This is a genomic window from Streptomyces sp. NPDC058257 (assembly GCF_042881845.1).
In the GTDB taxonomy this organism is placed as follows: Bacteria; Actinomycetota; Actinomycetes; order Streptomycetales; family Streptomycetaceae; genus Streptomyces.
Map to the genome: position 1 here is coordinate 147006 of NZ_JBHVXJ010000013.1, position 20940 is coordinate 167945.

Sequence of the window (20940 nt, forward strand, 5' to 3'; positions counted from 1 at the left end):
GGGCTGGAACTATCCAGCCCGCCCGGAATGCCTTAGAGGTGATCGGGCCCACCTGCTGTGGCGGGCCTCGGTGAACCGGGTGCTGCCGGTCCAGGCCAGGCTTGCCGGACGGCTCCTGGCTGTCCCGGTTGCACGCCGGCACTGACGGCAAGAAGCGGGACCCGCAACGAGTCCGCGTCCTGGCCTACCGCCTGCACGGCCAGGCGACGGAGTATCGCCTGGCCACCGACCTGCTGGACGTGGACCTCTACCCCGCAAGGGAGTTGGCCGCGCTGTATGGCCAGCGGTGGGAGATCGAGTCCGTCTTCGGTGAGCTCCCCCTCGCCAACAACCAGATGGCTAACGCAACAGCATTGCCTCTAGACGTAACCCCTAAGGTCACGCTCAGGTAACGAAGTTGAGGGCTCTGGAGGGTCGTGGCTCCGGTTCGATGCCGGGTGCGGCTGCTCGTCGACGTCGACAACGCGGATCTGAAGCTCACGCCCATCAAGATCTGAGGGACGCACAGACGCAGCCCCGCCCCGGAGGAGTGTTCCCGGGGACGGGGCTGATCTATTTCAGGAGGATGTATGGCGCGCATGCTTGGCGCCGCGGGCTTTGAGGGAAGCGGCTGCTCGCCTCGTTGTCGATGGACGCGGACGCCCCGCCCAAGTGCCGCACGGGCGCCATGCGACGCCACGAGCGGTCCGCCTGGCGTCGCGAGTGGGCGCGCTACTTCGGCAACTCCACCGTGAACACGGGGCCTTCGGCCTCCGGGTCTTCGTTACCGACGTAGCTGACGGTTCCGCCCTTCCGGGCGACGTCCAGGACGACGCTTCCTGTCACGGACTGGCCAGGCTTGTACTTCGCATCGAGATCCGGCCCATCGCCAACACCTTCGAGCGTCGTAGCGTCCTGAGCGGCTGTCTCCTCGTCCTCCCATTGCAGGAGGCCGTACGCGGAGAACTCCGCTGGACCCTTGCCCACGTTCTTCAGGGAGAGCGTCAGCTTCACGAACTGGCCTTGCTCCGGCTCGTTGGTCGTGTCGATCTCTGCCGGCGTCACGTACTTCGCGCTGACGACCTTGACTTGCATCTTCGTCGTGACCTTGTAGTTCTCGCCGTACTCGTCCGTCTTTCCGGTCTCGTACGTCCCCGTCTCGCCTACCGCCAAAGCGGGCGCCTCCGGGGCGGTGGACGGCGGCTCTGAAGCTTCCTTCGCCTCGCCCACCTCCACCTTCTCAAAGTCCGTGGATGCGGTGGCCAGCTCTTTCGGCTCGGCCTTGTCGGACGAGTCCCTCGAAGCCGAGCAGCCCGTGACGAGCGTGGACGCTAGGGCGAGTGGCGCCGTCAGTAAAACGGCACGGCGAATGTAGGTGCGCATAGCGCCCCCCCCTTGTATTAGCGGCCTCCCCAGACCGTATAAGGCAGCAAGCGTAAGGCACGAGTGCGGGAGGTGGAGGCGCTATGACGTGGCAAGGCAGCATGCGCAGACAGCGCCTGCCGAAGGACTGGCCATGCCTGGAGTCGCTCGTCGACGACTTCTACGACCTCCGCAAACGACTCCGCGGACGGGCGCCGGTTACTTCCTCAACTCCCGCACAGTCGCTTCTGACGCGTGGATGGACCCCGACGCGTGGGCTATGTGCCGTCGCGCGGAGGAGATAGCCGCGGGCGACCTAGCTACGCTCGGTTCGACGGCTCTATCCGCGATGACGCCACGGGCTTACAGCCTGTCGCGTCACCGATGGGCATGTCATGCTGCTCGGTTGCTGGGAGAGGACCGAAGGGCCCGAGGGTGACGGCTGGCAGGTTGACCGTGAATCGGTTGACGTTGCTGTCGCGCGGGCCTTCGAGCGCTTCGAAGTCTGCGGCTTCTACGCCGATCCGCCGCACTGGCAGGACTACGTGGACCGCTGGACTGCGGACTTCGGCGAAGTCCTTCAGGTACGCGCCACGCAGGCGCGTCCGCTGGAGTGCTGAACCAACGGGCCCGACGGCCGTGGAAGCAGCACTGGACCGCTTCATGGGGGCCGTCGACGGCAAGGCGCTTTCCCATACAGAGACGCCGGACCCCGACGAGACGTCGGAGTACCTGACGCTCGGATCCACGCTCTCCCGTCACGTTAAGAACGCGCGGCGCCGTCCGATGGGTCGCAATCACAAGGGCATCGGCAAGGAGCACGCCAAGAGCCCGAAGAAGATCGATGCCGCCATGTCAGCACCGCGCGGAGGAGGAATCAGGCCGTTGCCTGTAGTCGACCCACGCTTGCGCGGTCGCTTCCATGGCGCTGATCCACGTCTGATCAGGGAATCGCTTTGCCCGCTTGCGGTACATCCGAAGGTTGGCCATGGCGAACGCGTCGATGGCCACAGGATCGGACTTTGACCACGCCCCGCATTCAGACGCCCATGACTCTGCGCCCTCCGGGCTGTGGCCCGCTGCAATGAGCTGCAGGACGAGGAGCGCGGGATCGATCAACGCGCTTCCTCTCGTGGGCCACGCCCAGTCGACGACCCACGCCCCGGCGTCTCCCACTAGGAGGTTGCCGCGGTTGATGTCCCCGTGAATGAGGCTGTCGCCCTTGAAGAGCGCGGCTTCGTCCTGGTCCGCCGCGAAGCGGTCCCACCGGGTCTCCGGCCAGTCTTCGGCCATGGCCGGCAAGGGAACTTCCCTGATCCTGTTGACGAGCTGAGCAACGGCAGGGAGATCGACGGAGCATGGTGCGAAGTCGCTCGGCCGACCGTTGACCAGCTCGAAACCGAGTGCGATCCATTGATCGTTCTCCGCGTGCCAGAGGAGGCGCGGGGAGAGCGGGTGTACGGCTTCGTTGATCAGTCGTTCCCTGATGATGGAGTCCCGACGCCCCCCAGCCCGGTTGGCGATCCCCTTGACGAAGACGCGCCCCAGAGCGCCTTCGACCAACATCAGGACGTCGGAGCTGAACCCGCGCTCCGTGGCCCGTGAGTCGGAGATGTCTCCTGTGTAGGGGTGGATGAGTTCCAGGAATTCGAGGCTGGGGAGGCGACGGTTCATTCCGGCTTCCTTCTAGTTCCGAGGAGTGCACTCACTGCCCGGAAAACCGGGTGAGCACTCATCTTCGTTGTCGTCATCGTCGTCCCCGCCGTTGCCGCCGTTGCGGACGACAGGCGAGTTGATGTGGGCGCTCGCTGCGGCCATGGCATCGCCAGTGAGGATGTCCTCCAGCGAGCCAGCGAGGACGTTGCCGACGCTCAGCCACGTGGAGAAGACGCACAGCGACACGTCGCCGTCAGGGCCGACCGACGCGCGGCCGTCACCACACCGACCGCAGAGGTTGGAAGCGCTCGGGTCTTGCCCGCACGCAGCTCGACCAAAAGGACGAACCGCGTCCGTCTTGATCCGCTGCACTCCCATGGCGGTGAGTTCCCGGCGTGCTTCTTCGACACGCTGACCCCCGCCGCAGTCGATGATCCCCACACGGATCGGGATGCCGAGTCTGACGGCCTGAGCGATGTTGGCACTCGTCCGGGCGTGGCTCTTACGGCCCGTGATCGCGTTGTGCTCGTCGGGGTCGTCAGAGTAGTACGACGTAGCGATCTGGGCGCCTCCGATCATGAAGACTGCCCACCAGGGATCCGGTACGTGGACGAGGTTGCTGTAAACCTCCACCGCCATTCCGTAAAGAAGGGCGTGGTTCGCAATCTCGATCGAGTCAGGGTGGAGAAGCGGCTCACCACCGAACAGTTGCACCGCCCGGACGCCACTTGCGGCGGCCTCGTCAATGACCCTGATCCAGTCAGCGCGGGTCATCGTTCCGTGCTGACCGTCAGGACCCGAGTCGTTGAGGCAGTGATGGCACTTCAGCTGACACTTGCGAGTCAGGTCCAACCACAGGAAACCCCCTCCCGTTCGGTGTGCGGGTAAGGGGAGATGCTCGACTACCGGGACTGCCATGGCTCCTCCTGGTCTCAGCTACGTAGAACGCGTTTCTGCTCCGCCGTTGCAGGTTTCAGCGCTTCCGGCTTCGCAGCCCACTGCCGTCCCGAAGGCCGCTGAAGGATGACCTCAGTTGCAGTCACCAGGTGCACGCGCCCGACGAGGTCTTCCTCCAGGTCGTGCACCACCAGGCCGAACGTCAGCTCGTCAGGCTTCATCGGTGCCCTTCCGTGTCAGGCAAGTGGGCGGCCCGCTCTGCTCGCTGTCCTCAGCCGTGAGTGGGAGACGAGGAGTGAGCAGAGCGGACCTAAACTGTCGGTGTTGCAGTACTTCGACGTGCAGTACCAACGGGGCTTTAAGGCCGTACCGGTCCTCCGCCGCGGGGTCTGGGCGACATGGAGGGCCGACGGCTTGGCGGTTCACTCAGTGCCTCCGCCAAGAGGACGCACGTGCGCAAGCATGGCGGGGAGGCGGCGCTTTGCGCCGTACGGCTGACTGGAGACGGCCGGTAATCACGTTGGCCGCCCTGTGCTCCTGGCGTTGGCATCCGACACCCGCGCATGCAGCAACTGGTGCGGCTCGACAGGGCGGATGTTCTCGGGCCTGGTATCCCACTCGCGGCCCCCTGAGGGGGACGGAGTTGGTAGATCCCGCCCTCGTTACCCATGACGACGCCCACGAGGTCCCTGCGCGAATCCAAGACAGTTTCGCCTAGCGCGGGGGTGTGCGTCGCGTCCGTGTCTGTGCCTTCTGGCGTTGGCCCTGCCGTCTCCATGCACACGACGTTATTGGCGCTTCACAGAGCATTACAGACACGTAGCGTTGTAGTTCGCTGACGGAACGTACGGAACTACTACGCGGCATGGTAGTTAGCCAGTCACGCCCAGGTGAGCGGCCATGGTGCGCATGTCCTGAGTCAGCGTGCGCTTCCGGTGGGCAAGAATGTCCCGCATGACGTGGCGCGCCATGGATTGATGCTTCAGCCACTCCGGGGAGGTGCGGAGGATGGTGTTCAGCTCCTCCATCGAATCCTGGTGCGACCCGAGACGCGCGTGCGCGTAAGCAACGTCCAGACGATGCCGGTCCCAGTTGTTCGCACTTGGCCGGCCGAACCTCTTCAGCGCCTTACGCCCAACCGGTCCTTCGTCAGCCCTGCGAAGAACCCCGCGGGCGTCACCGATCAGGGCGAGATCCTCAATTGCCTTCGTCTCAGCCGTTACCGGCCCGAAGGTAGTCCAGTGCTGACGGAAGTCGACGTGTTCCTCGTTCAGTGCGCTCGCGGCCGTGGCCGTCATTCGACGTGCTTCCTTGGCCACGTCCGGGCGGTTGTTGCGCATCGCGGCGGAGGCGACGCGTTGAAGGAGTTCCCCCCATACCGCCAATTCCCCGGGGGTGGCGCTGGAGATCCGCGGCTCCACCTCCGCAGCCGTAACCGTTGCCAGTCGCTCCGCCTCGTCGAAGCGGTCCTGGCGCAGGAGCAGCCACCCCATTCCCACAACTCCGGTTGCTGCGATATGCACTTGCCCCGCTTCGCGAGCGTCCCGGATTCCCTGTGAGAGAGCGTGATAGGCCATGTCGTAACGGCGGACCTGCGTCAAGTATTTGCCTGCGAGGAGGAATGCGCCAGCACGCGTGATAACCGCCCGTTGCTGCGCCTCGCCTTCCTCGCTGAGGACGACAGCAGCCTCAGCGGCCCGCAGGATGCCGGGTAGCTTCTTCGCCACGGAGTCGTACCGGTCGGCGTGGTAGAGGCTGTGGGAATCGTCGACGTCCCGCTGAATTGAATGAAGGTCGGTCATCTGCTGTGGCTCTGTGAGCACTTCAGCCAGGCCGATAGGCGGCATGAGAGCCCGCCTGAGTTCCATCAGCTTCGGGCCGTCCCCTGCGCTTACGTGCACCGGGTCGGGGGATTCCGTCACGAAGAGGCTGGAGGTAGACGTACCGAGCGCCCGCGCGATCATGTGAAGGGTCTCGACCCTGGCGTCTCCGCCTTGCTCAATCTTGCGGATCGTACCCACGGAGAGGTCCGCCGAGTCGGCTAGTTCCTCCTGGCTCATGCCCGCCCGGCGGCGAAGGTCTCGGACGTTCTCTTGCAGCGACGACATCGAATCACCTCCCGTCCAGCGTAAGCCCGTTGAGCGGTCTGGCGGGCTCCACTCAGGGGGCGATCAGAGGAACTATCATCACCTGATAGTCAGTTCAGCTGGCGAAGGCGAGCGTGCACCAGCGCGTCGAGCGGGCCAAGGAGCTCCTGGAGGCGACATCGCTCTCCATGGACCAGGTGGCGCGGGCCTGCGGGCTCGGCACCGCCGACTCGTTCCGCGGCCACCTGGTGCGCCGCACCGGGCTCACGCCGAGTGCCTGCCGCACCCAGTTCAGCCGCCTCGGAACCCAGGGCTCCCGGAACACGTCTGTCGCAGCGTGATCCACTCAGCATTCCCCACGACGATGCGGACCGTGATGCCGACCGTCATACGCACCGCCCTCACCGCCGACGCCCCGGCGCTCGCCGCCCTGCACGCCCGTGCCCGCGCCACGTACTACCCCCAGGGGCTGCCGGAACAGCGCGTCGACGCGCTCGTGATGTGGCGGGGGGCCGTCGAGCGCCGTGACGGGCATGTGCTGTGCGCGGTCCGCGAGGGCCGGATCGTGGGCCTCGCCTCCTTCCGCACGCCCGAGGGCGAGGCGGCGGACACCGTGGCGCTCTTCCAGTTCCACGTCGACCCCGACCACTGGCGGGCGGGGGTCGGCGCGGCCCTGCACGCCGCGTGCGTGGAGGAGTGGCGGGCCGACGGCATCCGGGTGGCCACCCTGGACGTCCACCGGGAGAACCGGCGCGCCCAGGCCTTCTACGCCCGCCACGGCTGGCAGCCGGCGGAGCCTGGCGAGGGCGCGGGCACGCACCTGCGGATGCGGCTCCCGGTGACGCCCGGGGGTCCTGGGGAAACCGGGGAATGACCGGATCAGATCGTACGTTTCCTCAAGTGACCGGAGGGACCCTCCGCACCACCGTCAACGTTCGACCTGAAGAGAGCTGGACACATGCGCGTCGAGATCTGGAGCGACATCGCCTGCCCCTGGTGCTACGTGGGCAAGGCCCGCTTCGAGAAGGCGCTCGCCGCTTTCCCGCACCGCGACGACGTCGAGGTGGTGCACCGCTCCTTCGAGCTCGACCCCTCGCGCGTCAAGGGCGACAGCGGGCTCGTCATCCCGATGCTCGCCAAGAAGTACGGCATGAGCGAGGAGCAGGCCCAGGAGGCCGAGCGGAACCTCGGCGTCAACGCGTCGTCCGAGGGTCTGGCCTACCTCACCGAGGGCCGCGACCACGGCAGCACCTTCGACATGCACCGCCTCCTGCACTTCGCCAAGGAGCAGGGCAGGCAGGACGAGCTGCTCGGGCTCCTTTACCGCGCCAACTTCGCCGATGAGCGGTCCGTCTTCGATGACGACGAGCGGCTCGTGGAGCTCGCGGCCGAGGCCGGTCTCGACGCGGACGGTGCCCGCGCGGTCCTCGCCGACCCGTCCCGCTACGCCGACGACGTACGCGCCGACGAGCGCGAGGCCGCCGAACTGGGCGCGAACGGTGTGCCGTTCTTCGTCCTCGACCGCAAGTACGGCGTCTCCGGCGCCCAGCCCGCCGACGTCTTCGCCCAGGCCCTGGAGCAGGCGTGGGACAGCCGCTCGCCGCTCACCAGCCTCGCGGACGGCGACGCCTGCGGCCCCGACGGCTGCGCGGTTCCGCAGGCCTGAGGCGGCGCGTAGGCACCGCTGACCGGTCGCCTCCCCGTATGCGTGATGGACGTGGGCGTGAACGGGCGCGAGAGTTGATGCCATGGGGATCATCAACGGCGCCGAGTTCGCGCCCACGTCGACGTATCTGGACACGGCGAAAAGCGGCCTGCTGCCTGCCCGCGCGGTCGAGGCGATCCAACGCCTCGCGGCCGAGAACGGCATGGGCGCGGGCGGCGGCTCGGGTGACTTCGGGATCGTGAACGCCGCCCGTGAGGCTTTCGCACGGCTTGTCGGTGTGGACCGCTCACGGGTGGCCAACGGCGGCTCGGTCGCCGTCCACTGCGGACTGATCGCGGCGGCGCAGCGGCCGGGCTCCGAAATCCTGCTCCCCGAGGGGGAGTTCAGCTCGATCATCAATCCCTTCGTGGTGCGCGGCGACCTCAAGATCCGCTACGTACCCCTTGAGGAACTCGCCGAGGCGGTCCGCCCCACCACGGCCCTCGTCGTCTACTCCGCCGTGCAGTCGGCCGACGGCCGTCTCGCCGACGACACGGCGGTACGTGCGGCCGCGGCCGCCCACGGAGCCCGCGTCCTCAACGACGCCACACAGGCCGCGGGCTGGCTGCCCTTTGACGCGAGTCCGTACGACTACACCGTCACCGGCGCCTTCAAGTGGCTGCTCTGCCCGCGCGGCACGTCGTTCCTGACCGTGAGCGAGGAGGCGCAGGAGTCCCTCGTCCCGCTGCACGCCGGCTGGATGGCGGCGGCGGACACCTGGAACTCCACCTACGGGCCGCTCTCGGAACTGGCCCCCGACGCCCGCCGTTTCGACGAGCCCCCCGCCTTCCTCGCGTACCACGGCGCGGCGCAGTCCCTGGCCTACCTGGAGGAGACCGGAATCGAGGCGGTGCACGCCCACGACACCGCGCTCGCGGCCCGCTACCGTGCGGGACTCGCGGACCTGGGCCACGAGCCGGTGCCCGGCGGGTCCCCCATCGTCTCCGTCCCCGGCCTCGCCGACAAGGAACCCGAGCTGAGGCGGGCCGGGATCATCACGGCCGCGCGCGCGGGACACCTGCGAGCCTCGTTCCACCTGTACAACACGGAGGCGGACGTGGACCGGATCCTCGACGTGCTCTCCGGCTGACCCCTGGCGCGCCGGGCCGGGGGGGGGCAAGGGGGACGAGGTGCCGTGGGCCCTGGGCAGCGGTGCGGAGCCGGTGCGGGCGGAGCATCGTGGGTCCTGGGCAGCGGTGCGGGCGGAGCTGGTCCTGGGGCCGGTGGACTTCTGCCCGCTCATGGGCGGGCGGGTCGACCCCGCGGGGGTCCCCAGGGGAGTCCGCGGCAGCGTGTCCGCCGCGGACCAGGTCCTGGCCCGAGCGGCGTCGCCGGCCTGGCTCTAAGCCTCACCACACCCCGTCGGCTCCGCCGTCTCCCCGCACAGGTTCGTCTCCACCAGGCCGAGCAGCCGCGTCAGCTCCGCCCGGTCCGTCTTGCCGAGGCCCGCCAGCGTCTGGTCCTCAAGGTCTCCCCAGGCGTGCTCCACCTCTGTCAGCAACCCGCAGCTCGCCTCCGTGGCCTCCACGAGGACCCCGCGACGATCGTCCGGGTCCGGGCGGCGCTGGACGTGTCCGGCCTGCTCAAGGCGCTGCAGCATCTTCGTGACCGTCGACGGATCAAGGCCGACCGCCTTGATGATGTCCGACTGCCGCGCGGGTCCCGAGTCCCACAGGTACATCATCACGAACTCCTGGCCGGGGTAGAGCCCGACCTTCCTCAGCACCCTGCCCGCCGCGTTCCGGTGCAGCCGGGCCACCCGGCTGATGGTGTGGCTGACAGGTCCCCGCCGCTGGGCGGTGGGGAGCTCGGTACAGGCGGGTTCGGCCGAGGCTTTCATCGGTACTCCTGAGTGGTCGCGGTCCGGCCCCACCAGATTAGCTTGGCCGGCCAAGGAATGAGTTAGGGTGGCGCTCGGTTCAATTGATTGGCCGACCAATTACCTCGGACGGTAATCCGCAGCATCCCCTGGGAGCCCCCTGATGACCACCGCTTTCGACTCGCTCGACCTCTCCGGCACGCCGCTCAGCAACCGCATCGCCATGGCCCCGATGACCCGAAGCCGCGCGGGCGCGGGTGCCACTGCCACGGAGCTCACCGCCGAGTACTACGCCCAGCGCGCCTCGGCCGGGCTGATCATCACGGAGGGCATCCAGCCCTCGGTCATCGGCCAGGGCTACCCGGACACCCCGGGCCTGCACTCCGACGAGCAGATCGAGTCCTGGCGCAAGGTCACCTCCGCCGTCCACGCCGCCGGTGGCCGGATCTTCGCCCAGCTCATGCACGCGGGCCGCGTCGGCCATCCCATACTCTTCCCCGAAGGCCTGGTGAACGTCGCCCCGTCGGCCATCGCGGCCGAGGGCCAGGTGTACACGGCCGAGGGCCCGAAGGACTTCGTCACACCCCGCGAACTGACCGGCGACGAGATCCGCGCCACCATCGGCGACTTCGCGACGGCGGCCCGCAACGCGATCGACGCGGGCTTCGACGGAGTCGAACTGCACGGCGCCAGCGGCTACTTGATCCAACAGTTCCTGGCCCCCGGCTCGAACCGGCGCACCGACGAGTGGGGCGGCACCCCGGAGAACCGCATCCGCTTCGCGGTCGAGACCGCGAGGGCCGTCTCCGCCGAGATCGGCGCAGCCCGCACCGGCCTGCGCGTCTCGCCCGGCAACCCCTTCAACAGCATCTCCGAGCCCGAGGACGGGCTCGAGGCGACGTACACCGCCCTGGTGAAGGAGCTCAGCGCCCTGGACCTGGCATACCTGCACGTCGTGGAGGTGGGTCCGATCCGCGACCTGACGACCACCCTGCGCGGGAGCTTCGACGGAACCTTCATCCTGAACCCCGTCACCGAGGGCCCCACCGGTCCCGACGCTCTCGCCCTCGTCGAGGACGGCACCGCGGACATCGTGGCGTTCGGCGCGCTGTTCCTGGCCAACCCCGACCTGCCGGCCCGCCTCAGGGCCTCGGGCCCGTACAACACCCCTGACACGGCGACGTACTTCGGCGGTACGGAGAAGGGCTACACGGACTACCCGGCGCTGTAACCACGACCCGGACCTCGCAACCAAGCTTGGCCCGGCACTCCAAGGTGCCGGGCCAATTCTCATACGAGACTGCTTACTTCACCGGAGTGAAGTCCCGAGCCCCAATGTAATCCGGCCGCCGGATCGGCGCCGCGAACGGCTCCACCGCCGTGTTCTCCACACTGTTGAACACGATGAAGACGTTGCTGCGCGGGAACGGCGTGATGTTGTCCCCCGAACCGTGCATGGCATTGCAGTCGAACCAGGTCGCGGAACCCGCCTCACCGGTGAAGAGCCGGATGCCGTACTCCGAGGCGAGGTCCGTGAGCGTCTCGTCCGAGGGAATGCCCGCGTCCTGCATCTGCAGGGACCGCTTGTAGTTGTCCTTCGGCGTCGCGCCTTCACAGCCGAGGAACGTCTTGTGCGACCCCGGCATGATCATGAGGCCGCCGTTGGTGTCGTGATTTTTGGTGAGCGCGATCGAGACCGAGACGGTCCGCATGTTCGCGAGGCCGTCCTCGGCGTGCCAGGTCTCGAAGTCCGAGTGCCAGTAGAACCCCGAGGCCCCGAAGCCAGGCTTGACGTTGATCCGGGACTGGTGGACGTAGACGTCGGAACCCAGGATCTGCCGGGCCCGCCCCACCACCCTCGGATCGGCAGCGAGCTTCGCGAACAGCTCGCTGATCTTGTGCACCTCAAAGATTGTCCGGATCTCCTGGGAACGCGGCTCCACGATGGAGCGCTCGTCCGCCCGCATCGTGGGGTCATCGATCAACCGCGTGAGCTCGGCGAGGTAGACGCCCACCTCGTCCGGGGTGATGAGCTGGTCGATCGCCAGGAATCCGTCCCGTTCGAACCCCGCCAGTTCGTCGGCCACGATGGGCCCCGGTGTACCCGGCTCGGACCACACGACGGGGTCCTTGCGTTCGATGAGGACCTCTTCGGCGCCTCGTGTCGGGTACAGATCGGCGGTGCGTTCGGGTGCGGTGGTCATGGTGTTGCCTGCCTCTCCTCTCGTACGGCCCTTTCCGGGATGTACACCCCCGCCGCCCAGAGGAAGAGGGCGGCGGGGGAGATTCAGGGGGCGTGTTGCTCCAGCCCTGCGGCACGGAGCCGGGGCAGAAGCGGCCCCGGCTCCGGCACTTCAGTTTTTCAGGCCGGCTCCGGCTCCGTCAGGAGCGGGTATACGCCGTTCTCGTCGTGGTCCTCACGACCGGTGACGGGCGGGTTGAAGACACAGATGCAGTGGAAGTCCTCCTTGATCCGCATCGTGTGCTTCTCGTTCCCGTCGAGCAGGTACATGGTCCCCGGTGTGATCGTGTACTTCTTGCCGGTCGTGTCGTCGGTCAGCTCGGCCTCGCCCTTGGTGCACACGACGGCCTCGATGTGGTTCGCGTACCACATCGACGTCTCCGTACCCGCGTACAGGATGGTCTCGTGGACCGAGAAGCCCACCCGCTCCTTGGCGAGGACGATGCGCTTGCTCTCCCAGGTGCCCGACGCGGACTTGACGTGCCGGTCGGTGCCTTCAATGTCCTTGAACGAACGGACGATCACGGTGAATCAGTTCCTTTTCTCTTACGGGGGTGACGACGCGGCGCGGGGGCCGCTCAGGCGGTCTCGCGCACCGCACGGGCGAGCGTGCGAAGGCCTTCGTCCAGCTCGTCGGCGGTGATCGTCAGCGCCGGAAGGAGCTTGACGACCTCGCTCTCGGGGCCGGATGTCTCGATGAGCAGACCGAGTTCGAAGGCGCGCTTCGCGATGGCGCCCGCACGTGTCTTGTCGATGAACTCCATGCCCCAGACGAGACCGCGGCCGCGGTACTCCTTGATGGCGCCGGGGTTCTCGTCGGCGATGGCGGCGAAGGCCTCTTCGACCTGCTCGCCGCGGGCACGGGTCTGCTTCTCCATGGCCGGGCCGTCGGACCAGTAGGTCTCCAGGGCGGCGGCGGCCGTGACGAACGCCGGGTTGTTGCCGCGGAAGGTGCCGTTGTGCTCGCCCGGCTCCCAGACGTCGAGCTCGGGCTTGAACAGCGTCAGCGCCATCGGCATGCCGTAGCCGCTGATGGACTTGGACACCGTCACGATGTCCGGCGTGATGCCCGCCTCCTCGAAGGAGAAGAACGCGCCGGTACGGCCGCAGCCCATCTGGATGTCGTCGACGATGAGCAGCATGTCCCAGCGCTCGCACACGTCGGCGAGCTTGCGGAGCCACTCGGCGCGGGCGACGTTGATGCCGCCCTCGCCCTGGACCGTCTCGACGATCACGGCGGCGGGCTGGTTGAGGCCGGAGCCCTGGTCTTCGAGCAGACGCTCGAACCAGATGAAGTCGGGGGTCTGGCCGTCGAAGTAGCGGTCGAACGGCATCGGCGTGCCGTGCACCAGCGGGATGCCGGCGCCGGCGCGCTTGAAGGCGTTGCCGGTCACCGCGAGCGAGCCGAGCGACATGCCGTGGAAGGCGTTCGTGAACGACACGATGGACTCGCGGCCCTTGACCTTGCGGGCCAGCTTCAGCGCGGACTCGACGGCGTTGGTGCCCGTCGGGCCCGGGAACATGACCTTGTACGGCAGGTCACGCGGGCGCAGGATGATGTTCTGGAACGACTCCAGGAACGCGCGCTTGGCGACCGTGGACATGTCCAGGCCGTGGACGACGCTGTCGCGCTCCAGGTAGTCGATCAGGGCGCGTTTGAGGACCGGGTTGTTGTGGCCGTAGTTGAGCGAGCCGGCCCCGGCGAAGAAGTCGAGGTACGAGTGGCCGTCCTCGTCGAACATGCGGCTGCCCTGCGCACGGTCGAAGACAGTGGGCCAACCGCGGCAGTAGCTGCGCACCTCCGACTCCAGGGTCTCGAAGACGCTCAGGTCGGGCTGGGTGATGGTCACAGCAGATCTCCTGGGAGATGGAAAGACTTGGGAGTGGGGGGTGACAGGTGGTGCGTGGGGGGAAGTGCGGCGTAACTCAGCCGACTGGCTTGACCGGCTTGTTCTGCGCGGCTTTCCCGGACTCGGTGACAGGCTCTATGAGGAACAGGACCTCGGGCTCGTGCCCCTCTTCGGGGAAGAGCCCCGCGTCGAAGAGCACGGTGCGCTCGACCGACGCGCCGTGGCGCTGTGCGTACGAGGTGAACAGCCGCTCGGACGGCTTGTTGTCCGGCGTGATGGTCGTCTCGACCGAGACCAGCTCCCGGTCGGCGGCGACCTTCGAGGTCAGCCCGTCCAGCAGCGCACCGGCGAGGCCGCGGCCCCGTTGTGCCTGGTCGACGGCCACCTGCCAGACCACCAGGGTGCGTGGCCGCTCGGGCCGGATGTAGCCGGTGATGAACCCGGCGGGCTCACCGTTCGCGTCCCGGGCCACCACCGAGGTCGCCGCGAAGTCGCGACACCACAGCAGGTAGCTGTACGAGGAGTTGAGGTCCAACACCTTCGAGTCGCGCGCGATCCGCCAGATTGCGGCGCCGTCGGCGACGTCGGGGGTGTCGAGGCGCAGCCCCTCGGGCATTTTCAGGGAATTCGCTTCCAGGTCGGTCGGTACATCGGCTTGTGCAGCGGTCATGCGGATTGAATTTACCGAGCAATTTCTTTAATTGCATCGCCGGAAGGGGTTACGTAAGAGAGCCCTATGTGTTATCACGCGTGGGTGCGCGCCCGCAGGAATCCCCGGCGAAATGGCCTGATTTGAGGGGGTCATAGGGTTCATAGCGGACACTATGTGGAGTACGTCACAGAACCGTAACTCCCTCGAAGCGTGTCCGAATTGTGAGACTTACCGTTGTCGAAACCTTAGTGTTTAGGTCTCCGAAAAGCGGGAAGAAGAATACGGAAAGCTGTGCTGATAAAGTGGATAATGAAGCGGTGAGAATGCGTCCGTGAATTTACGTAGAGCGTTTAAGGCCCCGTCACCCCGTCGATTGCCTCCCTGAGAAGATCGGCGTGGCCGTTGTGCCGCGCGTACTCCTCGATGAGGTGGACCAGGATCCAGCGCAGGCTGACCTCGGCACTGCCCGTCACGGCCGCCTCCCGCTCGCTCAGCCGCCCCACCCCGTCCAGTGACCGTCCCTCGCAGAGCTTCCGGCTCACCGCCACCTCGCGCCGCCACAAGGCCAGAGCCTGGGCGTACGTCCGCTCCGGGGCCAGAGCGAAGCCTCCGGCCCCGTCCTCGTGCACCGGCGGGACGTCCTGGCCGGCGAGCACGCGCTGGAACCAGTTCCGCTCCACCTCGGCCAGATGCTGCACGAGGCCGAGCAGGGTCAGCGACGAGGACGGGACCGCGGCGACACGGGTCTGTGCGTCATCGAGCCCCGTGCACTTCACCGCGAGCGTCTCGCGATGGAAATCGAGCCAGCCCATCAGCATCGCGGGCTCGCCGGCGGTCGGGTCGGGCACGGGGCGGCCGTCCGGGAGCGTGGTCATGGCGCTCACGCTGCCACTCCCGCCGTGTGGGCGCTCGCTGTTCGCTGTGAGCTTGGCGCGGGCGCTGTGGGCATGGCGGGCCGGGGCAGTGGGCAGAAATGAGCGGTCACCTACCGCTCGTCCACCGCTCGGCTACTGCCAGGCGGCCGTCACCGCACGTCGTGCCGCTTCGAGGTCGACCGCGAGTCCGGCCTCGCCCATCGCGGCGCCCAGGGCGGCGAGCGAGGCGTGCACGACGCCACGGGTCGCGTCAGGCCCGTAGTGGTTGACCCGGATCATCTCCTTGGCCAGCGCGCCGCCACCGGCGACCAGCGGAAGCACCGGGTCGGCGGAGAGCGCCTTGGCGACGAGCACCGAGGCGTCGACCCCCTCGGGGGCGCGCAGCGTCGTGGCGACCGGAGCGGCGTCCCCCGCCTGAAGGACGTACGGCTCAAGGCCGCCGCCGAGCGCGATCGCACCCGCGCGGGTCGCCGCGGCGGCGGTGGCGTGCCGCGCCATCAGCGCGTCGAGACCCTCGGCCTCGATGCGCTCCACGCACGCTTCGAGGGCGAGCATCTCCAGCTGCGCCGGGGCGTGAAGGAGCGCCTTGCGCCCGCCGTCGATCCACCGCTCCTTCCAGTCGAGGAGGGAGAGGTACGAGCGGCGCGGCGCCTGCGGATTGGCGGCGAGGCGGGTCCAGGCCCGCTCGCTCACGGAGACGGCGGAGACGCCCGCGGGGCCGCCCATCGCTTTCTGGGCGCCGATCACGCACAGGTCCACGCCCCACGCGTCAGGGAGCAGCGGCTCGGCGGCCACCGAGGCGACGGCGTCGAGCATGAACAGGGCGCCGTGCTCGGTGACGACCTCACCGATCTCGGCGACGGGATTGGTGTTGCCGGTCGCGGCCTCGGCGTGGACGAGCGAGACGAAGTCGATCTCGGGATGCGCGGCGAGGGCCGCGCGGACCTGCTCGGCGGTCACGGCGGTGTGGAAGGGGACGGCGAGATCGACGACGGTCGCCCCGCAGTCGCGCAGCCAGTTCCCGAAGGTCTGCCCGTAGGGCCCGGTGATGACGTTCAGCGCGGTCGTGCCGGGGCGCGCCGCACCCCGGATACAGCCCTCCAGGGGCAGCAGCGCCTCGCCCTGCATGATCACGACGTCCTGCGAGGTGGAGAGCAGCCCGGCGACGCGCTCCTCGATGGAGGCGAAGTGCCGGGCGCTCAAGGGGGCCAGGTCAAGGAATGGATGCGTCGTCACGGTGCTGCTCACTTCGCTGCTCACTTCGCTCACGAGTTCGTTCGGGCTGCCGGTCCGAGCGTACCGACAGGCTCCTAAGCTGCTGTACATGAGCGATCACACGGTGCTGCACGTGAAGGGGCGGGTGCTCGTCGGACCGGACGAGGTCCGGGACGAATTGTGGGTGGTCGGGGGCAGGGTGACGTACGACCGCCCGTCGGCGGCGCCGGACGTCACGATCGACGGCTGGACGCTCCCCGGCCTGGTCGACGCGCACTGCCACGTGGGCCTGGACACGCACGGCCCGGTGGAGCCGGACGTGGCGGAGAAGCAGGCACTGACCGACCGCGAGATCGGCACCCTCCTGATCCGCGACGCGGGCTCCCCCTCCGACACGCGCTGGATCGACGACCGCGAGGACCTCCCGAAGATCATCCGCGCGGGCCGCCACATCGCGCGCACGCGCCGCTACATCCGCAACTACGCCCACGAGATCGAGCCGTCCGACCTCGTCGCGTACGTCGCCCAGGAGGCCCGGCGCGGCGACGGCTGGGTCAAGCTGGTCGGCGACTGGATCGACCGCGACGCGGGAGACCTGACGGCGTGCTGGCCGCGTGCCGAGGTGGAGGCGGCGATCACCGAGGCGCACCGCCTGGGCGCGCGGGTGACGGCGCACTGCTTCGCCGAGGACTCTCTGCGCGACCTGGTGGAGGCGGGCATCGACTGCGTCGAGCACGCCACGGGCCTGACCGAGGACACCATCCCGCTCTTCGCCGAACGGGGCGTGGCGATCGTCCCGACACTGGTGAACATCGCGACGTTCCCGCAGTTGGCCGACGGCGGCGAATCGAAGTTCCCCAAGTGGTCACGGCACATGCGGCGCCTGTACGAGCGCCGCTACGACACGGTTCGGGCCGCGTACGACGCGGGGGTGCCGGTGTACGCGGGCACGGACGCGGGCGGCTCACTGGCCCACGGCCTGGTCGCGGCCGAGGTGGCCGAACTGAGGCACGCCGGGATCCCGGCGGTGGACGCGCTCTCGGCGACGACATGGGGGGCGAGGTCCTGGCTGGGGCGCCCCGGCCTGGTGGAGGGGGCGCCGGCGGACCTGGTGGTGTACGGGGCCGATCCCCGGGAGGACGTGGGGGTGTTGGCGGCGCCTCGGCGGGTGGTCCTCAACGGGCGGGTCGTGGGGTAGGCAGGGCCGGGCTCAGCGGGGGAGCCACGTTGACGGAGCGTTACGTGTAGGGCCCTCGGTTCGTTGCACACGATTCGGCCATGCCAGCCGCGTCAACCGGCGTGTTCGAGCCAGGGAGTTGCTCGGGTGGCTGTGGGGAACGTACGTGCCGGAAGATTCGAAAGCAGGGGCGGAAACCTCCCTTTGGAGTGAACTCACGCTTCGTCGCTGGCTATTCACTCTCAGTGCGTAAAGATTCCCCCTGTCGATGTTGCCGGTGTCGCGCTCCAGCGATGTCCCCATCCAGCGAAGCGCGAGGCTTCCGGCGGCTCCGTAACTCTCGTGGGGGTTCCACCACCTTGAACAGCAATGCCTTCCGCCTGCCCGCACGCCGCCTCGGCGTGATCGCCACCGCCACGGTTCTCCTCGCGGGTCCCGCGGCGCTCGCCACCGCGGGGTCCGCCTCGGCCACGGGCGGCGACAAGGGCCGCGCGAACGCCGTCGTGCTGCGCACCGGGCTCGACGTATCCCTGCTCAACAAGACCTTGAACGTCCCGCTCAAGGTCGCGCTCAACGAAGTACAGGCGCCGGCCAGCGCCGACAGGACCGCGCTCACCGCCGAGCTGAACGGAGTCGACGGCGGGCAGCCGTTCAGCGTGCTGCGGGCGGACGTCGCCACCGCGAAGGCGACCGTCGAGGGCGGGAAGGCGGAGGGCTACAGCAACATCGCACGGGCGAAGGTGCACGTGCCGGGCCTTCCGCTGCTGTCACTGATCGAGGTCGAGCAGGTGACGTCCAAGGCGATCTGCGTGGCGGGCGAGCGACCGGTCGCCGAGGCGAACCTGCTGGGCGGAGTGACGGTGCTCGGCAAGAAGGTCACGCTGTCGGCGGGGGGGACGACCCATGTGGAGGTGCCGGGAGTCGGAGAGGTGCGGCTCGACCTGTCGAAGACGCACACGACATCGCGTACGGCGGCGGCCACCGCGCTGGAGCTGAAGGTGTCCGTGAACCCCCTGAAGCTGAATGTCGCGGAGGTCGAGGGGACGGTGACGCTCGCCGGCGCGTCGTGCGAGGCGCCTGTGGCGGCGAAGCCTTCGGCTCCGCCGGTGAAGCCGCAGGGTGGTACCGGCGAGAAGCCGGTGGTCGCGAAGCCGGAGAAGCCCGCCGGGGCGAACCTCGCCGAGACCGGGGGGAACTCGTCGACGCCGTATCTCGTGGGTGGCGGCGTGATGCTGCTCGCCGCGGGTGGTGGCGCGGTGGTCATGGCTCGGCGGGTGCGTAAGGGCTGAGTGCCCAGCCACTCCGGCGTCTGCGGAGCGGGGTCCGGGGCTCCGGCACGGGCAGGTCCGGGGCTCCGGCACGGTTTTCGGCAGGGGCGGGGCGCAGGCACCGGTTTGGGTAAGGGGCGGGGTTGGGGACTCGCGCGGTTTCGACCGCTACGACCATCCCCAGCACCGTCACCACTACCTGCCCAGCACCGTCACCACTACCTCCCCAGCACCGTCACCACTACCTCCCCAGCACCGCCCTCAACGCCCCCAGCAACCGATCCGTCGTCCCCGGATCACGCACCGCCACCCGCAGCCACTGGGCCCCGAGCCCCGGAAACGTATCCCCCCGCCGCAACGCGAACCCCCGCTCCCGCAGCCGTTCGCGCAGGGCCGGGGCGTCGGGGGCCCGGAGCAGGATGAAGGGGCCCTCGGCGGGCTCCACGGCCCGCACCCCGTGGGAGGCGAACTCCCTCAGTCCGTCCAGGAGATGGGTCCGATCGGCGGAGATCCGCAGGGCCGCGTCGGACGCCTCGGCCAGCGCCGCGGGCGCCACGCATGCCTCCGCCGCCGCGAGCGCGGGAGAGGACACCGGCCACAAGGGCTGAGCCGCGGCCAGCGTCGCGATCGTCTCCGGGTCGGACAGGACGTAGCCGATCCGCAGCCCCGCCAGACCCCATGTCTTGGTGAGGCTGCGCAGCACCACGAGGCCGGGCACGTCCGTACGGCCCGCCAGCGCCTCCCGCTCACCCGGTACCGCGTCCATGAAAGCCTCATCCACCACCACGTACCGACCGGGGCGGGCGAGTTCGGCGATCGAGGCGGCCGGGTGAAGGGCCGATGTCGGGTTCGTCGGGTTGCCGATCACGACCAGATCGGCATCCTGTGGGACCGTCGCCCCCGAAAGGCGGAACCCGTCCTCCTCCCGCAGCAGCACCCGCCCCACCACATGCCCCGCGTCCCGCAGCGCCGCCTCCGGTTCGGTGAACTGCGGGTGGACCACCACGGGCTGACGCACCTTCAGGGCGCGCGCGAGGAGCACGAACGCCTCCGCCGCGCCCGACGTGAGCAGCACCCGGTCGGGGGCCACGCCGTGCCGCGCCGCCACCGCCGCCCGCGCCGCCCGGCCGTCCGGATACGCGGCCAGACCGTCGAGCGAGGCGGCGAGGTGCCGCTTGAGCCAGGCGGGCGGGGTGTTCGCGCGGACGTTGACCGCGAGGTCGGTGAGGCCGACGGCGCCGCGGACCTCCGCGTCCCCGTGGTGGCGCAGGTCCGGCCCGCCGTCGTACTCGGCGTCGTACTCAGTGGGCATGCGCGTCATCGCCGCCGACCGCCTCCCGGTAGCGCTCCATGACGAGGTCGAGCAGCTCCTCCTCGGGGCCGATCACGTCCGCCGAGCGCACCTCGATCCCGGGGTGCGCCGCCGCCCAGCCCTCCGTCTGCTGGAGGACCCGCTCGGGCAGGGTGCCGGTGAACAGGAAGTAGGGCAGGACGACGATCCGCTGCGCGCCCAGACGTACGCAGCGGTCGAGCCCCGACGGCACGTCCGGCGCCGCGAGCGACACGAACGCCGTCTCCACACCCGCGTAACCGCGCCCCTCCCACAGCAGCCGAGCCGCCTTGTGCACCTCGGCGTTGGCCTCCGGGTCGGTCGAACCGCGGCCCACGAGCAGCACCGTGACGTTCGCGCGGTCCTGCGGCGTGCGGCGGGCCGAGCCGCCGAGTGCCTCGTCCAGGCGACGGCCGAGGACGTTCAGGAGCGAGGGGTGCGGGCCGAGCGGGCGGCCGTGGGTGTACGAGATGCCGGGGTGGCGCTCCTGCTCACGGGTGAGCGCCACGGGGATGTCGCCCGTGGCGTGCTCGTCCGGCGCCAGCGTCAGCGGTACGGAAGCGAAACGTTTCACGCCCCGGTCGACGAGGTCGGTGACCGCGTCGGCCAACGGGGGCGGCGACGGCGGTGACGGCGGCGGCGAAAGCCCGATCAAGCCTCCGGCGACCGGGAGTTCGGGGTTGCGGCGGGCGATCTCCTGTACGAAGCCCCGGAAAGCGGCCGCCCCGGCCTCGTCCCGGGCGCCGTGTCCGGCGATGAGAAGTGCGGGGAGCGGTGCGGGCGGGGTGGTCACTCGGACTCCTTGATTGCTCTGCCTATTTCGTTC

General features: G+C 68.9%; 23 protein-coding genes and 1 pseudogene. 10 read left to right on the top strand and 14 right to left on the bottom strand.

Annotated features, from left to right (window positions below):
• Positions 1-128: 128 nt before the first annotated feature.
• Positions 129-392, top strand: coding sequence for a hypothetical protein (locus ACFVXC_RS28170; protein WP_389910378.1), 264 nt, complete (start codon positions 129-131; stop codon positions 390-392).
• A gap of 319 nt (positions 393-711) precedes the next feature.
• On the opposite strand, the gene ACFVXC_RS28175 is transcribed toward ACFVXC_RS28170, so the two are convergent.
• Complete coding sequence (locus ACFVXC_RS28175; protein WP_389910381.1) at positions 712-1362, bottom strand: DUF4352 domain-containing protein; 651 nt, start codon at positions 1360-1362, stop codon at positions 712-714.
• Positions 1363-1736: 374 nt separating this feature from the next.
• Between ACFVXC_RS28175 and ACFVXC_RS28180 the strand changes: the two genes are divergently transcribed.
• Positions 1737-1961 carry a hypothetical protein gene (locus ACFVXC_RS28180; protein ID WP_389910384.1) on the top strand — a complete coding sequence of 75 codons (225 nt, stop codon included), beginning with the start codon at positions 1737-1739 and terminating at the stop codon, positions 1959-1961.
• A gap of 235 nt (positions 1962-2196) precedes the next feature.
• On the opposite strand, the gene ACFVXC_RS28185 is transcribed toward ACFVXC_RS28180, so the two are convergent.
• From ACFVXC_RS28185 to ACFVXC_RS28200, 4 genes are all read right to left on the bottom strand, one after another.
• Complete coding sequence (locus ACFVXC_RS28185) at positions 2197-2907, bottom strand: protein kinase (protein WP_389910387.1); 711 nt, start codon at positions 2905-2907, stop codon at positions 2197-2199.
• 120 nt (positions 2908-3027) lie between these two features.
• Positions 3028-3915 (bottom strand): radical SAM/SPASM domain-containing protein, encoded by an 888-nt coding sequence (locus ACFVXC_RS28190; RefSeq protein ID WP_389910390.1) that lies wholly within the window; start codon positions 3913-3915, stop codon positions 3028-3030.
• Positions 3916-3929: 14 nt separating this feature from the next.
• A complete protein-coding gene (locus ACFVXC_RS28195) occupies positions 3930-4115 on the bottom strand; it encodes a hypothetical protein (RefSeq protein ID WP_389910393.1) in 186 nt (61 codons plus the stop codon).
• A gap of 651 nt (positions 4116-4766) precedes the next feature.
• Positions 4767-6002, bottom strand: a complete 1236-nt coding sequence (locus ACFVXC_RS28200) for a helix-turn-helix domain-containing protein (protein WP_389910395.1) — start codon at positions 6000-6002, stop codon at positions 4767-4769.
• A gap of 113 nt (positions 6003-6115) precedes the next feature.
• Here ACFVXC_RS28200 and ACFVXC_RS28205 point away from each other — a divergent pair.
• From ACFVXC_RS28205 to ACFVXC_RS28225, 5 genes and pseudogenes are all read left to right on the top strand, one after another.
• Positions 6116-6322: pseudogene (locus ACFVXC_RS28205) on the top strand (helix-turn-helix domain-containing protein); the annotation flags it as partial.
• Between the two features lie 35 nt (positions 6323-6357).
• Positions 6358-6855, top strand: coding sequence for a GNAT family N-acetyltransferase (locus ACFVXC_RS28210; protein ID WP_389910638.1), 498 nt, complete (start codon positions 6358-6360; stop codon positions 6853-6855).
• Positions 6856-6939: 84 nt separating this feature from the next.
• On the top strand, positions 6940-7647 hold the full coding sequence (locus ACFVXC_RS28215; protein ID WP_389910398.1) for a DsbA family oxidoreductase: 708 nt from the start codon (positions 6940-6942) through the stop codon (positions 7645-7647).
• A gap of 82 nt (positions 7648-7729) precedes the next feature.
• Positions 7730-8776 (top strand): aminotransferase class V-fold PLP-dependent enzyme, encoded by a 1047-nt coding sequence (locus ACFVXC_RS28220; RefSeq protein ID WP_389910401.1) that lies wholly within the window; start codon positions 7730-7732, stop codon positions 8774-8776.
• 40 nt (positions 8777-8816) lie between these two features.
• On the top strand, positions 8817-9032 hold the full coding sequence (locus ACFVXC_RS28225) for a hypothetical protein (protein ID WP_389910404.1): 216 nt from the start codon (positions 8817-8819) through the stop codon (positions 9030-9032).
• On the opposite strand, the gene ACFVXC_RS28230 is transcribed toward ACFVXC_RS28225, so the two are convergent.
• Entirely contained in the window at positions 9029-9526 is a 498-nt protein-coding gene (locus ACFVXC_RS28230; RefSeq protein ID WP_389910407.1) for a MarR family winged helix-turn-helix transcriptional regulator, read from the bottom strand. The two genes, ACFVXC_RS28225 and ACFVXC_RS28230, sit on opposite strands and share 4 nt — an antisense overlap.
• Positions 9527-9668: 142 nt before the next feature.
• Between ACFVXC_RS28230 and ACFVXC_RS28235 the strand changes: the two genes are divergently transcribed.
• On the top strand, positions 9669-10736 hold the full coding sequence (locus ACFVXC_RS28235) for an alkene reductase (protein WP_389910410.1): 1068 nt from the start codon (positions 9669-9671) through the stop codon (positions 10734-10736).
• A 73-nt stretch (positions 10737-10809) separates the two neighbouring features.
• Here the strand turns inward: ACFVXC_RS28235 and thpD are convergent, their stop codons facing one another.
• From thpD to ACFVXC_RS28265, 6 genes are all read right to left on the bottom strand, one after another.
• Positions 10810-11709 carry an ectoine hydroxylase gene (gene thpD, locus ACFVXC_RS28240; RefSeq protein WP_389910413.1) on the bottom strand — a complete coding sequence of 300 codons (900 nt, stop codon included), beginning with the start codon at positions 11707-11709 and terminating at the stop codon, positions 10810-10812.
• 158 nt (positions 11710-11867) lie between these two features.
• Complete coding sequence (locus ACFVXC_RS28245; protein ID WP_383273390.1) at positions 11868-12272, bottom strand: ectoine synthase; 405 nt, start codon at positions 12270-12272, stop codon at positions 11868-11870.
• Positions 12273-12325: 53 nt separating this feature from the next.
• Positions 12326-13597: a diaminobutyrate--2-oxoglutarate transaminase gene (ectB, locus tag ACFVXC_RS28250; RefSeq protein ID WP_389910416.1), complete on the bottom strand. Its 1272-nt coding sequence runs from the start codon at positions 13595-13597 to the stop codon at positions 12326-12328.
• Between the two features lie 76 nt (positions 13598-13673).
• A complete protein-coding gene (ectA, locus tag ACFVXC_RS28255; RefSeq protein ID WP_389910419.1) occupies positions 13674-14267 on the bottom strand; it encodes a diaminobutyrate acetyltransferase in 594 nt (197 codons plus the stop codon).
• A 332-nt stretch (positions 14268-14599) separates the two neighbouring features.
• Positions 14600-15124, bottom strand: a complete 525-nt coding sequence (locus tag ACFVXC_RS28260) for a DinB family protein (protein ID WP_389910641.1) — start codon at positions 15122-15124, stop codon at positions 14600-14602.
• Positions 15125-15256: 132 nt separating this feature from the next.
• Positions 15257-16360 (bottom strand): pyridoxal-phosphate-dependent aminotransferase family protein, encoded by a 1104-nt coding sequence (locus tag ACFVXC_RS28265; RefSeq protein WP_389910422.1) that lies wholly within the window; start codon positions 16358-16360, stop codon positions 15257-15259.
• 88 nt (positions 16361-16448) lie between these two features.
• On the opposite strand from ACFVXC_RS28265, the gene ACFVXC_RS28270 reads away from it, so the two are divergent.
• Both ACFVXC_RS28270 and ACFVXC_RS28275 read left to right on the top strand, forming a co-directional pair.
• A complete protein-coding gene (locus ACFVXC_RS28270; RefSeq protein WP_389910425.1) occupies positions 16449-17537 on the top strand; it encodes an amidohydrolase family protein in 1089 nt (362 codons plus the stop codon).
• Positions 17538-17875: 338 nt separating this feature from the next.
• A complete protein-coding gene (locus tag ACFVXC_RS28275; protein ID WP_389910428.1) occupies positions 17876-18805 on the top strand; it encodes an SCO1860 family LAETG-anchored protein in 930 nt (309 codons plus the stop codon).
• A gap of 220 nt (positions 18806-19025) precedes the next feature.
• Here ACFVXC_RS28275 and cobC read toward each other — a convergent pair whose 3' ends face one another.
• Together cobC and ACFVXC_RS28285 are read right to left on the bottom strand one after the other, a co-directional pair.
• Positions 19026-20096 (bottom strand): Rv2231c family pyridoxal phosphate-dependent protein CobC, encoded by a 1071-nt coding sequence (gene cobC, locus ACFVXC_RS28280; RefSeq protein WP_389910430.1) that lies wholly within the window; start codon positions 20094-20096, stop codon positions 19026-19028.
• A complete protein-coding gene (locus ACFVXC_RS28285) occupies positions 20086-20907 on the bottom strand; it encodes a sirohydrochlorin chelatase (RefSeq protein WP_389910433.1) in 822 nt (273 codons plus the stop codon). The genes cobC and ACFVXC_RS28285 overlap by 11 nt, the downstream gene beginning before the upstream one ends.
• Positions 20908-20940 lie beyond the last annotated feature (33 nt).

Bases quoted from the DNA above. Each gene is read 5' to 3' on its own strand.
- ACFVXC_RS28175 (WP_389910381.1), bottom strand. From the start codon at position 1,362: ATGCGCACCTACATTCGCCGTGCCGTTTTACTGACGGCGCCACTCGCC.
- ACFVXC_RS28180 (WP_389910384.1), top strand. From the start codon at position 1,737: ATGCTGCTCGGTTGCTGGGAGAGGACCGAAGGGCCCGAGGGTGACGGC.
- ACFVXC_RS28185 (WP_389910387.1), bottom strand. From the start codon at position 2,907: ATGTTGGTCGAAGGCGCTCTGGGGCGCGTCTTCGTCAAGGGGATCGCC.
- ACFVXC_RS28190 (WP_389910390.1), bottom strand. From the start codon at position 3,915: ATGGCAGTCCCGGTAGTCGAGCATCTCCCCTTACCCGCACACCGAACG.
- ACFVXC_RS28195 (WP_389910393.1), bottom strand. From the start codon at position 4,115: ATGAAGCCTGACGAGCTGACGTTCGGCCTGGTGGTGCACGACCTGGAG.
- ACFVXC_RS28200 (WP_389910395.1), bottom strand. From the start codon at position 6,002: ATGTCGTCGCTGCAAGAGAACGTCCGAGACCTTCGCCGCCGGGCGGGC.
- ACFVXC_RS28210 (WP_389910638.1), top strand. From the start codon at position 6,358: ATGCCGACCGTCATACGCACCGCCCTCACCGCCGACGCCCCGGCGCTC.
- ACFVXC_RS28215 (WP_389910398.1), top strand. From the start codon at position 6,940: ATGCGCGTCGAGATCTGGAGCGACATCGCCTGCCCCTGGTGCTACGTG.
- ACFVXC_RS28220 (WP_389910401.1), top strand. From the start codon at position 7,730: ATGGGGATCATCAACGGCGCCGAGTTCGCGCCCACGTCGACGTATCTG.
- ACFVXC_RS28230 (WP_389910407.1), bottom strand. From the start codon at position 9,526: ATGAAAGCCTCGGCCGAACCCGCCTGTACCGAGCTCCCCACCGCCCAG.
- ACFVXC_RS28235 (WP_389910410.1), top strand. From the start codon at position 9,669: ATGACCACCGCTTTCGACTCGCTCGACCTCTCCGGCACGCCGCTCAGC.
- thpD (WP_389910413.1), bottom strand. From the start codon at position 11,709: ATGACCACCGCACCCGAACGCACCGCCGATCTGTACCCGACACGAGGC.
- ectA (WP_389910419.1), bottom strand. From the start codon at position 14,267: ATGACCGCTGCACAAGCCGATGTACCGACCGACCTGGAAGCGAATTCC.
- ACFVXC_RS28260 (WP_389910641.1), bottom strand. From the start codon at position 15,124: ATGACCACGCTCCCGGACGGCCGCCCCGTGCCCGACCCGACCGCCGGC.
- ACFVXC_RS28270 (WP_389910425.1), top strand. From the start codon at position 16,449: ATGAGCGATCACACGGTGCTGCACGTGAAGGGGCGGGTGCTCGTCGGA.
- cobC (WP_389910430.1), bottom strand. From the start codon at position 20,096: ATGCCCACTGAGTACGACGCCGAGTACGACGGCGGGCCGGACCTGCGC.